At 61.6% G+C, this 14,182-nt stretch carries 12 protein-coding genes and 1 pseudogene; 10 read left to right on the forward strand and 3 right to left on the reverse strand.

Going from position 1 to position 14,182, the window contains the following annotated elements; all coding sequences use genetic code 11:
- Positions 1 to 250: 250 nt before the first annotated feature.
- Together QM600_RS26525 and QM600_RS26530 are read left to right on the forward strand one after the other, a co-directional pair.
- Complete coding sequence (locus QM600_RS26525; RefSeq protein ID WP_283264755.1) at positions 251 to 472, forward strand: hypothetical protein; 222 nt, start codon at positions 251 to 253, stop codon at positions 470 to 472.
- A 100-nt stretch (positions 473 to 572) separates the two neighbouring features.
- Complete coding sequence (locus QM600_RS26530) at positions 573 to 2,168, forward strand: acyl-CoA synthetase (protein WP_283264756.1); 1,596 nt, start codon at positions 573 to 575, stop codon at positions 2,166 to 2,168.
- Between the two features lie 157 nt (positions 2,169 to 2,325).
- Here QM600_RS26530 and QM600_RS26535 read toward each other — a convergent pair whose 3' ends face one another.
- From QM600_RS26535 to QM600_RS26545, 3 genes are all read right to left on the reverse strand, one after another.
- Positions 2,326 to 3,582, reverse strand: coding sequence for an Nramp family divalent metal transporter (locus QM600_RS26535; protein WP_283264757.1), 1,257 nt, complete (start codon positions 3,580 to 3,582; stop codon positions 2,326 to 2,328).
- 131 nt (positions 3,583 to 3,713) lie between these two features.
- A complete protein-coding gene (locus QM600_RS26540) occupies positions 3,714 to 4,205 on the reverse strand; it encodes a nuclear transport factor 2 family protein (protein WP_283264758.1) in 492 nt (163 codons plus the stop codon).
- Between the two features lie 30 nt (positions 4,206 to 4,235).
- On the reverse strand, positions 4,236 to 5,111 hold the full coding sequence (locus QM600_RS26545; protein ID WP_283264759.1) for a TIGR03619 family F420-dependent LLM class oxidoreductase: 876 nt from the start codon (positions 5,109 to 5,111) through the stop codon (positions 4,236 to 4,238).
- A 138-nt stretch (positions 5,112 to 5,249) separates the two neighbouring features.
- Here QM600_RS26545 and QM600_RS26550 point away from each other — a divergent pair, with 138 nt between their 5' ends.
- From QM600_RS26550 to QM600_RS26585, 8 genes and pseudogenes are all read left to right on the forward strand, one after another.
- A complete protein-coding gene (locus QM600_RS26550) occupies positions 5,250 to 6,158 on the forward strand; it encodes an IclR family transcriptional regulator (protein ID WP_283264760.1) in 909 nt (302 codons plus the stop codon).
- 422 nt (positions 6,159 to 6,580) lie between these two features.
- Positions 6,581 to 8,197, forward strand: a complete 1,617-nt coding sequence (locus QM600_RS26555; protein ID WP_283264761.1) for an ABC transporter substrate-binding protein — start codon at positions 6,581 to 6,583, stop codon at positions 8,195 to 8,197.
- 151 nt (positions 8,198 to 8,348) lie between these two features.
- Positions 8,349 to 9,221 carry an alpha/beta fold hydrolase gene (locus tag QM600_RS26560; protein ID WP_283264762.1) on the forward strand — a complete coding sequence of 291 codons (873 nt, stop codon included), beginning with the start codon at positions 8,349 to 8,351 and terminating at the stop codon, positions 9,219 to 9,221.
- Entirely contained in the window at positions 9,221 to 10,879 is a 1,659-nt protein-coding gene (locus tag QM600_RS26565) for an FAD-binding protein (protein WP_283264763.1), read from the forward strand. Before QM600_RS26560 ends, QM600_RS26565 begins: the two co-directional genes overlap by 1 nt.
- Before the next feature lie 160 nt (positions 10,880 to 11,039).
- Positions 11,040 to 11,825, forward strand: coding sequence for a 2-keto-4-pentenoate hydratase (locus QM600_RS26570; protein ID WP_283264764.1), 786 nt, complete (start codon positions 11,040 to 11,042; stop codon positions 11,823 to 11,825).
- Between the two features lie 11 nt (positions 11,826 to 11,836).
- On the forward strand, positions 11,837 to 12,739 hold the full coding sequence (locus QM600_RS26575) for an acetaldehyde dehydrogenase (acetylating) (protein ID WP_283264765.1): 903 nt from the start codon (positions 11,837 to 11,839) through the stop codon (positions 12,737 to 12,739).
- 37 nt (positions 12,740 to 12,776) lie between these two features.
- Positions 12,777 to 13,805: a 4-hydroxy-2-oxovalerate aldolase gene (gene dmpG / locus QM600_RS26580; RefSeq protein WP_283264766.1), complete on the forward strand. Its 1,029-nt coding sequence runs from the start codon at positions 12,777 to 12,779 to the stop codon at positions 13,803 to 13,805.
- Between the two features lie 40 nt (positions 13,806 to 13,845).
- Positions 13,846 to 14,182: pseudogene (locus QM600_RS26585) on the forward strand (hydroxylase); the annotation flags it as partial.

The raw sequence follows: 14,182 nt of genomic DNA on the forward strand, positions 1-14,182 counted from the left end.
CGGCAACTTTGCCTTCCAAGCTCAGTGATTGCGTCATGTCGTGCTCCTTCGATCCTGTGCCAGTGAAACGGATGTCCGCTGGAACGATGTCTACTGAAAATTAGTATTCATTCTAATTTGCTGACGAGATTTTGGGTGGAAGTTCCGTAAAACTACCGAAGTCAAAATCAGAATTAGTTCTAGTTTTGAACAGATGCCGGACTGAAAATGCGACAGTCCCGGTCAGTGGGAGCGGTGATGTAGGTCACGGGTGGGTCATGCCACCTTGGGGCTACGCGCCGACAAGGGGCGTACGCATCCCGCGTCACCACCGATTTTGCCCGGAGCGCCCATGTTCAACGACTCACCTGCACACAAGCATCCACGCCCCAGTCAGTCGCTGGAGATCCTCAGCGCAGGATCTGCGCTGGCTGCTTCGGGTGGGTCGAGCGGCGGATCTGCTGCGCTCCTGGCAGCAATGCTCAAGACCTAGATACGGCGGTAAAGCGCCGGATCAGGCAGTAGTACCGAAACAGACAGCGCGGTCAGGGCGGCCGATTGTGTCGGACCTGAAATCATGGAAGGCACCATCAGTGTCACTGAATTTGGCAGATCTGTACGAGGGCGTAGCGGACTTGATTCCGGATCGAACAGCACTTGTTTGCGACGGCCGTCGCCGCACCTACGTCGAACTCGACGAGGGATCGAACCGCATCGCACACCACCTTGCAAGTGCTGGAGTAGCGCCGGGCGATCACGTCGCCCTTCACATGCGCAACAGCATCGAATACGTCGAGAGCCTGTTGGGCTGCCTCAAGATTCGTGCTGTCCCGATCAATGTGAACTACCGCTACGTCGACGCCGAACTGACGTACCTGTATAACGATTCCAAGTCGGTCGCCCTGATCGTCGACGAAGAATTTGCCGAGACGGTTGCGACAGTTCTCCCGGGAACCCCCGACGTGAAGCACGTTGTTGTCGTTGGCAACCCGGGTTCACTCGTTGTCGACGGCGTCGACACCGTCGGTTACGAGGCTGCCGCCCAGGCACAGGCGTCTTCGCGTGGCTTCGGAGCGCGCAGTGAAGACGACCTGTTCATCATCTACACCGGCGGAACCACGGGCATGCCCAAGGGCGTCATGTGGCGCCACGAGGACTTCTACTTTGCCGCGCTGACCGGTGGCAATCCGTTCGGGCCGCCGCACCGTACCGCGCAAGAGCTGTACACCGCCGTGCCGAACGTCTTCGCGATGAACATGCTCAGCACCGCACCGCTCATGCACGGCGCTGCGTCGTACTCGCTGTTCACCGGATTCTTCATGGGCGCCAACGCCATTCTGATGGCAAAGTTCGACGCCAAGACGACGCTCGAACTCGCCGGAACCGAGAAGGCCATCTCCATCACCGTCGTCGGCGACGCGATGGCACGTCCGATCGCGGACGAATTGGCAGCCAACGGTGCGGATTACGATCTCAGCTCGGTAGCCATGGTGACGTCCGGCGGGGCACTGTTCTCCCTGTCCCTGCGTGATCAGTTGAAGTCGCTCGTTCCGAACCTGAACATCCGTGACGGCTTCGGCTCCTCGGAGTCGGGTGTCGACGGCAACATCGAGATCGGTGAAGACGGCTTGATGCGTATCGCCGCGCGTGACGAGACCCGCGTAGTCGACGAGCGGATGCGTCCGCTCGAGCCCGGATCTCCCGACACCGGATACATCGCCCGCTCAGGCCACGTCCCGGTCGGGTACTTCAACGACCCGGTCAAGACTGCCGCGACGTTCCCGATCGTCGACGGAGTCCGCATGTCGGTGCTCGGCGACGTCGGACGCGTCGAAGCTGACGGTTCGATCGTGTTGCTGGGGCGCGGATCTCAGTGCATCAACACCGGCGGCGAGAAGGTGTACCCCGAAGAGATCGAGCAGGCCATCAAGAGCCACCCGGCCGTTCTCGACGCTCTGGTTGCCGGAGTCCCGGACGAGAAGTTTGGCGAGCGCGTTGCCGCTGTCATCACCACCCGTGAGGGCTTCGACGTTCCCGATGCCGTAGAAATCGGTGAGCACTGCGCGACGCAGGTTGCTCGGTACAAGATCCCGCGCACGGTCGTCACCGTTCCGACGATCATGCGTTCGCCGAGCGGCAAGGCCGACTACCGCTGGGCCAAGGCAACTCTGGTGGAGCAAGCGAACTAGTACGTCGATTGCCTGAAGTCATCCAGCGCGTTTTGTGAGGGGCGCGCTGGGTGACTTTTGTGTTTCCGGGGTGTGCCGATGGGTAATGTGGTCCACAAGTCGAGTCGATCCGCGGAAAACCGCACGGCGAGGGAACTTGTGTGCGGAATTGCGCAGCTCAGCCGGTGCCGGTGACCGTCAAATACAGCAGCGCAACGTTGAGCGTGACAATCAGCCCGGCGGCGAGCCAGGCCGCGACGGTGGTCAGTGGGGCATTGCGGGCATCTCCCATGAGTTCACGATCCGAGGTCATCCGGACGAGGGGGATGATCGCGAACGGTATGCACAAGCTCAGCACCACTTGGCTCAGTACGAGTGCCAGTGTCGGGTCGACGCCCAGTCCGAGGACGATCAGGGCGGGGATGAGTGTGACGATCCGCCGAGTGATTACCGGAATGCGTACGGCGAGAAGACCGTGCATGATCTCGGCTCCTGCTGCGCAACCGACGGATGTGGAGGCCAGTCCCGATGCGAGCAGGCCGATCGCGAATACCACGGCAACTCCGGGGCCGAGGGAGTTCTCGATTGCCGCATGGGCTCCGTCGATGGTGTCCGTTCCGGGAACTCCGCGCAGCGCAGAGGCGGCGAGGAGCAGCATTCCGATGTTCACCGTGCCGGCGATGATGAGCGCGATCACTACATCCCAGCGAGTGATCTTCAGGAGTCGCTGCAACCTGGGCCCGGGTTCGATGTGCCCGTGACGATCCCGTGCCAATGCGGAATGCAGGTAGATGGCATGGGGCATGACTGTTGCCCCGAGCATGCTCGCTGCGAGCAGCACTGTTTCGGTGCCGTCGAATCGTGGAACCAATCCGGCGACGGCGTCGGCGCCCGAGATATCGGTGAAGGCGAGTCCTGTGAGGAAGCCGATCGTGATGATCGCGAGAAGCCCGATGACAACGAACTCGAAAGTCCTTTGGCCGCGCCTACTTTGAATCATCAGGATGACCATCGACACGCAGCCGGTGATGAGTCCACCGACAAAGAGTGGGACGTTGAACAGCAGGTTGAGTGCGATGGCGCCGCCGATGACCTCGGCGACATCCGTTGCGATTGCCATAGTTTCGGCTTGCAGCCAGAATGCGCGACGGTTGTTCTTGCGTAGACGCTGACCGAGCATCTCCGGCAAGGATTTTCCGGAGACCAGACCGAGTTTCGCGGAAAGGTACTGCACCAGTACGGCCATGGCATTGGCGAGAACCAGCACCCAGATCAGGAGATAGCCGTACCTGGCGCCCGCAGTGAGGTTGGCGGCAACGTTTCCGGGATCGACATACGCGATGGCAGCCACGAATGCCGGGCCGAGCAGTGCGATGGATCTGCCACTCGGTCGCCGGCGTGGGCGATGCGCCAATTCTCGGGTACGGGTGCTCATCGGACTCCTGGTCGCACAGATGTCGAACCAGATGATTCGATTAAATGAACTATATAGTTTGGGAGGACGAACTTTCAAGATGAGGGGTGTGCCGTGATGCTCCTACTTCGATAGGAGCATCACGGGAAGTGCTAGCTCGTCACCCCGGCAGCCAGGATTGCGCGAGCCTCGGGACGTCCGTCGAGGATGCTGTTGGTGCGGAGTTTGACCTTCCACTCACCGTCGTTCTTGACCAGTTCCCAGCGGTTGGCCGTGATCCGCAGGACCTTGAAGCCCTTCGGGTTCTCAGGATCCTTGATGATCAGCTGCGAATGGCAGGTTGCGACAGCCTTGTTGCCGTCGATGCGAATGTGGGCCGGCGTCATCATGTGCGCGGCGCCGTTCATGATCCAGTGCTGATGTGCGTCGCTCTTCACCATCGCGCGCAGTTCGCCGCGGCCGTGCATTGCCCCGGTGTCGACGTCGTAGACGCCGTCTTCGAGCCACAGGTTCGCGACCTCGTCGGCGGATCCGCTGTCGACGGCCGGACTGTAGGCAGTCAGGAGTTCGGTGATGGCGAGCTTGTCTTCGAGGAGTTCGACACGTGCAAGCAGGGATTCGATCATTGATGTGGAGTCGGTCATCGGATAGTCCTCACAGACGGAATGGATAAATCAGGAAGCGGTGAATTCGATGCCCTCGGCGAGGGCGATGCGGTGAAGTTCTTCGAGTTGATCACTGAAATGCGCGGCGCTTGTCGCGGAGATCGAGGAGCTTGCGATAGTCGCTCCGGCGTCACGGACGCGAGTCAGCGCGCGGACGGTCTGCTCGGCGTCGCCAAGCGGATCGAGGGGAGCGCCGGTGGACAGAATGACGTCGAAGCGCTCGGGGAGCGGCGCTGCGGCGAGCATGTCCTTCAATTCCGAGAAGCGCAATCCGAACGGTACCCAGCCGTCGCCGTGGGTTACTGCTCGGCGCAGAGACCGCTGTGTCCGGCCGCCGATCCACAGTGGCACCCGGGTCTGGACTGCGTGCGGTTCCACGACGAAGTCCGAGTAGTCGTAGAACTCGCCGTGGTACTCCGGACAGGGGTTCGACAGCGACACACGCAGCGCTGCGAGGGCATCGTCGGCGCGTGCTCCACGGTCGGCGAATGGCGCACTTATGAGATCGAATTCTTCTTTTAGCGTGCCGACTCCGAGGCCCAGAACGAGTCGGCCGTTACTGACGCGATCCAGGGTTCCGTAGCGCTTCGCGATCTCGAGTGGGTGGTGATATCCCAGCACGAGCACCTGCGTGGCAAGGCGGATGTTGCGTGTCCGGGCGGCGAGATACCCGAGTGTTGCTAGTGGATCCCAGTAGGTTCCGCCACGTTCTTCGGCGATCTCGGCCGGCACTGCCACGTGTTCGCTGCAGGTCAAGTGGTGAAAATCCAGCCGGTCGGCCGTTTCGGCGATCTGCGCAACCTCTTCGATGTCGGCAGTGGCCTCCCATTCGGAGCGGGTGCTGGGGTGCTGGATCAGGACCGGTGTGACGATTCCCAAGTGCATCGGGCGTTTATAGCCGTGACAGCGTTCGTAAGGGGGTGACTTTCCGGTGATTGGGACTGATTTGCAGGACTCGGCTTCCCAGATGCTGTGACCTGGGTTATAGTCACTAGAATCAATTCCAGTTTCCGGGAGGCGTCAATGACCATCGTTGATATCGACGACACAATGACCACGGTTCAGCCGACCAGTACTGCGGCCAAGAAGGACCTGCCGCCGTCGATGGTCGAGCGGATGACGCTCATTCTCGATGCCTTCGACGGTCGAGCTGCCCGGCTCACTCTGGAAGAGGTTGCGTGCCGCACGCAGCTTCCGCGGTCCACTGTTCACCGCATCCTCGATCAGCTCGTCAAACTCGACTGGGTCGATCATGCATCATTCGGCTACTGCTTGGGTCGACGCGCACTCGGACTGGGCGGCGGCGACGGTGGCCACAGTCAGATTCGTGAAGCTGCGGCACCGCTTCTGCATGAACTGCATCTGCAGACCGGAATGGTTGTGCACCTCTCTGTCCTCGATGGCCGTGAAACGGTGTACCTCGACAAGGTCGGCGGACGTTTCGCCGCAGCACTCCCGTCGCGAGTCGGTGGCCGTGCCCTTGCGCACTCCACGGCGGGCGGTAAGGCGATGCTGGCGTGGATCGACCCGGAGCGCGTCGACGCACTTTTTGGTACCACCCTCCCTCGGTGTACCGAGAACACCATCTCGGAGACCGGCGTTCTGCATCAGGAACTCAACCGCATCCGTCAGCGTCGCGGGCTTGCGTTCGAGCGCGGCGAATCGGCTCGCGGAGTGGCCTGTGTCGCCGCTGCGATTCGTGGGCACGAAGGCCCCGTCGGCAGCATCGCGCTGTGCGGCGACATGCGGACCGCTCAGCTCGAGCGAGTCGCACCGTTGGTTGTCGACGCAGCCCGCGAGGTCTCGCGGTCGCTGTACCCCGAGCTGGGAGCCCCGCGTCGTGGACGCAAGGCGCCGCCCGTTCCCGTCAATACTTTCTCGGCCGACACGATGGACCGGCTCCTTGCCGTTTCCACTCAACAATGGATCTGAGTTCCCGGTAGTTCAGGTGATATCGCTGTAGCGGTATCACCTGAACTGTGTCACCTGAGCGCGGTCGGCAATGTGTAGATTCGGACAATTGTTGCGAGTTTTTTTATTTCGCAGTGGCTGCGCTGCAATCGCATTGGCAGGCTCGCGAAGATCCCCATGTCAGTGATCCCAGTCATCGGTAGTGGCGCGACAGCGCGGCGGCGAGTGCGCTAAACAGTCCGTGGATCGTTATTGCATCACGATGTCGACCGAGGCGCCCGACTGAACCCAAGTTTGTTCGGCGCACCAGCCAAAGACTTTGTTGCTCAACAACTTTGTTGCTCAACAACTTTGTTGCTCAACAACTTTGTTGCTCAACAACTTTGTTGTTCCCCACCTTGTGATCGACAGTCGAATCACATCACTATTCTGGAGAAATTCGAATGACTCGTAGTTCCCGCCGCGGGAGTCGCAGATTAGCTGCGGTCACCCTGGCAATCACCGCAAGCATGTTCTTGGCGTCGTGCGCCGACAACGGCTCGAGCGGCGGCGGTGAAACCGTCGAATCGGGTTCCGCACTCAAGATCGGCATGGTCAACGAGCAGGCCGATCCCGGCACCCCCACCAAGGGTGGCACCCTCACATTCAGCGGCTACTCCGCCGTGACGACGCTCGACCCCGCCAAGGGACAGATTGCCGGCGCTGCCGGTGGCAGCGAACTCGGCGCGATCTACGACTCACTGATGCGCTACGACCCCATCGAGAAGAAGTTCGTGCCGCAGCTGGCGGAGTCGCTCGAGCCGAGCGTCGACAGCAAGACCTGGACGTTGAAGCTGCGTCCGGGAACCACCTTCAGTGATGGAACGCCATTCGATTCCAAGGCCGTCACCGACAGCATCACCCGTTACGTCACCAACAAGGGACCGCAGTCCAGCCTGTGGGCTGCCAAGGTCGCCTCGATGGATGCACCGGACGCGACGACGGTTGTCTTCAACCTCGTTGATCCGTGGACGGGCGTCGAGTCGATGCTGGCCACCGGACCGGGCATGATCGTCGCCCCCACAGCTCAGAAGGGTGAGACGTTCACCCCGATCGGTGCGGGCGCGTTCACACTCGAAAAGTTCGCCCCCAACGAGGAACTCGTTCTGGCAGCTCGCCCCGACTACTACGGCGGCGCACCGAACGTCGACAAGCTCAAGCTGATCAGCATCGTCGGCGCTCAGCCCACCGCTGAAGCCCTCAAGACCGGCGGCGTCGACGTCGCGTACATGCGCACGCTCACCCCGATCCTCGATCTGATCGAGAACGGTAACCCGGGCTTCGTCGACATTCCGTCGCTCGGTTACATCGCGAATGTGAACATGGCTCCGGGCCGTCCGGGCTCGGATCTGCGTGTTCGTCAGGCAATGGCTCTGGCCATCGACCCGGACACGCTCAACACTCGCGTCAACAACGGCAAGGGCTTGCCCGGTCAGGAAATCTTCCAGGACACTTCGCGTTGGCACAACGACGTCGCACCGATCGGTGTCGACCCGGCCAAGGCGAAGGACCTGCTGGCGCAGGCCAAGGCCGACGGCTACGACGGCAAGATCACCTACTTGGCCGTTCAGGAGTCGGCAGCGCAGGCAACTGCTCTGGGCGTGCAGGCAATGCTCAACGCAGTCGGTTTCGACACGCAGATCGAGTACGTCAACGGCGTAGCTGACATCACCAAGCGGGTGTACATCGACCGCGACTTCGACATCAGCGCCGGCGCACTCAGCGTTTCCGAAGCCGATCCGTTCGAGCGTCTCTACACTGGCCTCAAAACCGGCGGCCGCAACAACGCCACCGGCTACTCGGATGCCCAGATGGACGTCCTGCTCGATCAGCTCGGTGTCGCTACCAACAACGAGGACAAGAAGGCCGTCCTCGCGAAGATCCAGGAACGCGCCACCGAGACCGTGCCGTGGCTGGTCTGGGGCAACGTCCCGACGCTCGACGTCTGGAATAAGAACGTTCACGGACTGAAGCAGAGCATCGACGGCATCATGCTCTTCGATGAGGTCTGGAAGAGCTGAATCACCTAGTCAGAGTGGGTGTCGGCGGCGCAGGAACTCCTGCGCCGCCGACACCCGTTTGTCGTGTCGGCGCATGGAATCCACCCCTTGGTGTCTCGCTGATCGGGACGGTTAGTACCAGCTCAGCGCCGGTGATGGCACCGTTTGTCGCATGACGACTGAACTGAGCTACGAGGACACTCTGAAAGAGCTGCAGACCGATCTCGGTGTACTTCGCTACCACGAGGCCGGCGACGGCCCGCCGTTGTTGCTGCTGCACGGATCAGGCCCCGGCGTGACCGGTTGGCGCAACTACCGCGGTGTTCTCGCGGAATTCGCCCAGCACTTCCACTGCTACGTTCTCGAGTTCCCCGGGTTCGGTGTCAGCGATCCAGGCGAAGGCCATCCGATGATGATGGCCCAGGCTTCGGTCGGACTGTTCCTCGACGGCCTCGGGCTCGGCCCCGTCCACATGATCGGCAACTCGATGGGCGGCATCGTTGCCACCAAGGTCGCGATCGACGAACCGCACCGAGTGAGCAAGCTCGTCACCATCGGCGGCATGGGCAAGAACACCTTCTCTCCCGGCCCCGGTGAAGGCATCAAGCTCCTCATGGAGTTCACGGACAACCCTTCTCGCGAGTCTCTCGTCCGCTGGTTGAAGTCGATGGTCTTCGACCCCGCCGTCGTGACCGAGCAGCTCATCGAAGAGCGCTGGGCATTGGCTACCGAGCCGAAGACGCTCGAGATCGCTCGCCGCATGTACAGCAGCAAGGCCATGGCCGCTATGGGCGCCGCAGCCGCTGCATCGACCGCAGTTCCGTACTGGGCGCAGCTGAACAAGATCAAGGCTCCGACGCTTCTCACCTGGGGACGCGACGACCGCGTCAGCCCCGTCGACTTGGCGATTCTGCCGATGCGCGACATCCCCAACGGTGAAGTTCACATCTTCCCCAACTGTGGCCACTGGACGATGATCGAGGCCCGCGACGCTTGGGTCGCAACCGTTCTGGCCTTCCTCACCCGTACAGAGGGCAACAAGTAATGACAGACGGCACAGTGAAGTTCGACCACGAGGTCGACTTTCTGGTGGTCGGCAGTGGCGGCGGCGGTATGTCTGCAGCCATCACGGCGGCCGATCGTGGGCTCGATACCCTCATCATCGACAAGGGCAAGACGTACGGCGGTTCGACGGCGATTTCCGGTGGCGGCATCTGGATCCCCAACGCTCCGACGCTGATCGAGAAGGGCGCCGGCGATTCACGTGAGTCGATCCGTCGCTACCTCGACATCATCACCGAGGGCAAGATCTCCGCGGACCGTCTCGACGCGTATGTCGACCAGGGCCCCGAGTTGATGAAGTTGCTCGACAAGAGCCCCCACATGAAGCTGTACTGGGTCAAGGGCTACTCGGATTACCACCCGGAGTTCGACGGTGGGCGTCCGCTCGGTCGCACCATCGAATGCAAGCCGTTCGATACGCGTGCACTGAAGGAAGACGAGAAGTTCCAGCGCCCCAACTCCATGAAGGGCCCGTTGGGTCTGTGGGTTACGTCCAAGGACTACCACGATCTGGCGATGGTCAAGCGAACCTGGCGGGGCCGCAAGGCTTCTCTGGTCGCGGCGTGGCGCGTTGCGTCCAACATGGTTCTTCGTCGCCACATGTCCACCGGTGGTCGCGCTCTGGTTGCTCGGATGCGCATGGTCCTCAAGGACGCCGGAGTTCCGTTGTGGCTCAAGACATCCATGACCGAAATGATCGTCGACGACAACGGAACCGTGATCGGTGTATTGGCCGAGCGTGACGGCAAGACTGTTCGCATCGGCGCTCGCAAGGGTGTGCTGCTGGCTACCGGCGGCTTTGACCACAACAACGAGATGCGCGCGCAGTACCTGCCCGAGAACGGCGTCGCGAACATCAGCGCCGGTGCGCGCGAGAACACGGGCGACGGTATCCGTGCGGGCCAGAAGCTCGGCGCTGCAGTCGATCTCATGGACGATGCCTGGTGGATGCCGTCTGTGTTCCATCCGATGGGCGCAGTCATCCCATTGGTCTCGGAGCGCTGCATTCCACCGTCCGTCATCATCAACGCCAAGGGTGAGCGTTTCACCAACGAGTCGTCGCCGTACGTCAACTTCGTACACGATCAGCTCGAAGGTGGACACGTTCCGGCTTGGTTCGTCATGGACACCAAGGCGAAGAACCGCTACCCGTTTGCTCAGGTTCTGCCGAACATGCCCTTCCCCCAGGGCTTTTACGACTCGGGTGTCATTCACAAGGCGGACACGCTGCGTGAACTCGCCGAGAAGATCGGTGTTCCGGCCGACAAGCTGCTCGGCACGATCGACCGCTTCAACGGCTTTGCCCGCAACGGCAAGGACGAGGACTTCGGTCGCGGCGACAGCGCCTACGACCAGTACTACGGCGACCCGACGATGAAGAACCCGAACCTCGACGAAATCGTCAAGGGACCGTTCTACGCGATCCGCTGTGAAGCCGGCGACCTCGGCACCAAGGGGGGCCTCGTTACCGACGCCACCGCCCGTGTCATCCGCGAAGACGGCTCGATCATCGATGGACTCTACGCAACCGGTAACACCTCCGCGTCCGTCATGGGCAACGAGTACGCCGGCGCCGGCGCGACCATCGGTCCCGCAATGGTCTTCGGTTACATCGCTGCGAACCACGTAGCAGCAAAGTAAGGGCCTTCGGTCCCTGTGCGCCTTTTTGGTAATACCCACTACCAAAAAGGCGCACAGGGGCCGCTCCCACTCAGTGGGAAGTATTTCTGCACTTCGGCGCAGTTCCTGCCACCGTTTGACCAACAGATTTCTATTTCCCACATTTTTTCAGGAGGACGCGATGCTCAGCGATTCGCAGCGAGTTTCCGTCGCAAATCTTCTGTGGGCCGCAGAGCGTGATCGCGCCCCGATCGACCCGCTGATCATTACTTTCCCGGATATCGACGTCGTCGACTCCTACGAGATTGCACTGCTCAACATTCGCAAGCGCATCGAATCCGGTGAGACTGTCTACGGCCACAAGGTCGGACTGTCTTCCGAGGTCATGCAGAAGATGATGGGCGTCGACGAGCCCGACTACGGCCACCTGCTTTCGAGCATGGTCTACGCCGAGGGAACCCCGATCGACACTGCAGCGTTCTGCTACCCGCGCATCGAGGTCGAGATCGGTTACGTGCTCGGCAAGACGCTCCCCGGTGAGGATTGCACCGAGGAAGACGTCCTGGCGGCGACTGACTACATCGTGCCGAGCATCGAACTCATCGATTCGCGCATCAAGGACTGGAAGATCGGTCTCGCCGACACGATAGCGGACAATGCTTCCTCGGCCGGTGTCATTCTCGGCCAGGGACGTATCGCTCCTTCGCAGGTCGATATCGGTTCCATCTCCGCAGTCCTGTTCCAGGGCGACGAGGAAATCGCGCGTGGCGATGCCTCCGCGGTCCTGGGCAACCCGACCAAGGCGGTTGCCTGGTTGGCGCGCAAGGTTGCAAGTTTCGGTGTGCGCCTCGAAGCGGGACACGTGATCCTTCCCGGATCCTGCACCCGCGCGATCGATGCCCGCCCCGGCGATGTCTTCCGTGCTGACTTCAGTGAAATCGGCTCCGTAACAGTAGAATTCAAGTAAGGACTGAACCTGTGACCAAGGTTTCCGCTGCGATCATCGGCCCGGGCAACATCGGCACCGATCTCATGTACAAGCTGCTTCGCTCCGAGCTCATCGAGCCCAAGTGGATGATCGGCGTCGATCCCGCCAGTGAAGGCTTGCGCCGCGCTGCCGATCACGGCATTGCCGCCAGCGGTGACGGTGTCGATTGGCTGCTCGCTCAGGACGAGCTCCCCGACATCATCTTCGAGGCAACGTCCGCGTACGTGCACCGCGCCAACGCGCCGCGCTACCAGGAACTCGGCATCCAGGCCGTCGACCTCACCCCGGCAGCGATCGGACCTGCAGTGGTCCCGGCCGTCAACATGGGTGCGCACCTCGACGCTCACAACGTCAACCTCATCACCTGTGGCGGACAGGCGACCATCCCGATGGTCTACGCCGTCTCCCGCGTCGTCGAGGTTGCCTACGCCGAGATCGTGGCCAGCGTTGCTTCGCCGTCGGCCGGCCCCGGCACGCGTGCCAACATCGACGAGTTCACGATCACCACGAGTCGTGGAATCGAGACCATCGGTGGAGCCAAGAAGGGCAAGGCGATCATCATCCTGAACCCGGCCGAGCCACCGATGTTCATGAAGGACACCGTCTTCTGCTCCATCCCCGCAGACGCCGATCGTGACGCGATCACCAAGTCGATCCACGAGATCGCCGCCGCAGTTCAGTCCTACGTACCGGGATACCGGTTGCGCGCAGAACCTCAGTACGACGACCCGACACCGATCAGCGGCGGCCTTGCACGCGTCGGCATCTTCCTCGAGGTCGAGGGCGCAGGCGACTTCCTGCCGCCGTACTCGGGCAACCTCGACATCATGACGGCCGCTGCGACAAAGGTCGGCGAAAGTTTCGCCACAGCCTTGCTCGCGGCCCGCATCTGACCCGAATACTCATCTCTCCATAAAGGAAATCAAGACGATGCCCTACAGTGCAGACCTCGATATCCGGGTCACCGATTCGTCCCTGCGCGATGGTTCCCACGCCAAGCGCCACCAGTTCACCGTTGACCACGTTCGCTCGATCGTCGGCGCCCTCGACGAGGCCGGCGTGCCGGTCATCGAGGTCACCCACGGCGACGGCCTCGGCGGCTCGTCCTTCAACTACGGGTTCAGCCACACCCCGGAGCAGGAACTGATCAAGGCTGCGGTTGCCACGGCGAAGCAGGCCAAGATCGCTTTCCTCATGCTTCCGGGTCTAGGCGTGCAGTCCGACATCCGTGAGGCGGCAGACAACGGCGCATCCATCTGCCGTATCGCCACCCATTGCACCGAAGCTGACATCTCCATCCAGCACTTCGGCCTGGCCCGCAAGCTCGGCCTGGAAACTGTTGGCTTCCTGATGATGTCGCACAGCACCACCCCGGAGAAGCTGGCCGCGCAGGCCCGCATCATGGCCGACGCCGGTTGCCAGTGCGTCTACGTCGTCGACTCCGCCGGCGCCTTGATCATGAACGATGTCAGTGACCGCGTCTCCGCGCTCGTCGCCGAACTCGGCAGCGACGCACAGGTCGGCTTCCACGGACACGAGAACCTCGGCCTCGGCGTCGCAAACTCCGTGCTCGCAGTTCAGGCCGGCGCACTCCAGATCGACGGCTCGACGCGTCGTTTCGGTGCCGGTGCCGGTAACACCCCGGTCGAAGCCTTTGCGGCAGTGACCGAAAAGCTCGGTATCCGTACGGGTATCGACACTCTCAAGATCATCGACGCCGCTGAAGACGTCGTTCGTCCCGTCATGGACGGTGAATGCCAGCTGGATCGTCTCTCGCTGACCATGGGTTACGCGGGCGTTTACTCCAGCTTCCTCAAGCACGCCGACGCGCACGCAAAGCGTTACGGAGTTTCCGGTGCTGCCATCCTCATCGAGGCCGGTCGTCGCAAGCTTGTCGGTGGGCAGGAAGATCAGTTGATCGAAATCGCGCTTGGACTCGCCGCGAAGACTTCTGCCTAGGCATTTTGCCAGGTACCGATACCAGAAAGCGAAGAAAATCATGGGACAGGTTCTAGACAACATCTCTCAGTTCGCCGACGAGATCCGCGCAGGCGGCGTCGAGGGCGACAAGCTCATGCAGCTGACGGACGGCAACGCGAAGCGTCTTCGCGATTCCGGCGTCATCCGCATGTTCCAGCCCAAGGAATTCGGTGGGCTTGAAGCTCACCCCCGCGAGTTTGCCGAGACGGCAATGGCTATCGGTGCGATGGACGGTGCAACCGGCTGGGTCAGCGGCATCGTCGGCGTCCACCCGTGGGAGCTTGCATTCTTCGACAAGAAGGCACAGGAAGAGGTTTGGGGCGAAAACCCTGACACCTGGATGGCTTCCCCGTACG

Origin of the sequence: Rhodococcus sp. IEGM 1379, from assembly GCF_030056815.1 — a bacterium.
Lineage (GTDB): Bacteria > Actinomycetota > Actinomycetes > Mycobacteriales > Mycobacteriaceae > Rhodococcus_F.

Bases quoted from the DNA above. Each gene is read 5' to 3' on its own strand.
- QM600_RS26565 (WP_283264763.1), top strand. From the start codon at position 9,221: ATGACAGACGGCACAGTGAAGTTCGACCACGAGGTCGACTTTCTGGTG.
- QM600_RS26550 (WP_283264760.1), top strand. From the start codon at position 5,250: ATGACCATCGTTGATATCGACGACACAATGACCACGGTTCAGCCGACC.
- QM600_RS26545 (WP_283264759.1), bottom strand. From the start codon at position 5,111: ATGCACTTGGGAATCGTCACACCGGTCCTGATCCAGCACCCCAGCACC.
- dmpG (WP_283264766.1), top strand. From the start codon at position 12,777: ATGCCCTACAGTGCAGACCTCGATATCCGGGTCACCGATTCGTCCCTG.
- QM600_RS26570 (WP_283264764.1), top strand. From the start codon at position 11,040: ATGCTCAGCGATTCGCAGCGAGTTTCCGTCGCAAATCTTCTGTGGGCC.
- QM600_RS26535 (WP_283264757.1), bottom strand. From the start codon at position 3,582: ATGAGCACCCGTACCCGAGAATTGGCGCATCGCCCACGCCGGCGACCG.
- QM600_RS26560 (WP_283264762.1), top strand. From the start codon at position 8,349: ATGACGACTGAACTGAGCTACGAGGACACTCTGAAAGAGCTGCAGACC.
- QM600_RS26540 (WP_283264758.1), bottom strand. From the start codon at position 4,205: ATGACCGACTCCACATCAATGATCGAATCCCTGCTTGCACGTGTCGAA.
- QM600_RS26555 (WP_283264761.1), top strand. From the start codon at position 6,581: ATGACTCGTAGTTCCCGCCGCGGGAGTCGCAGATTAGCTGCGGTCACC.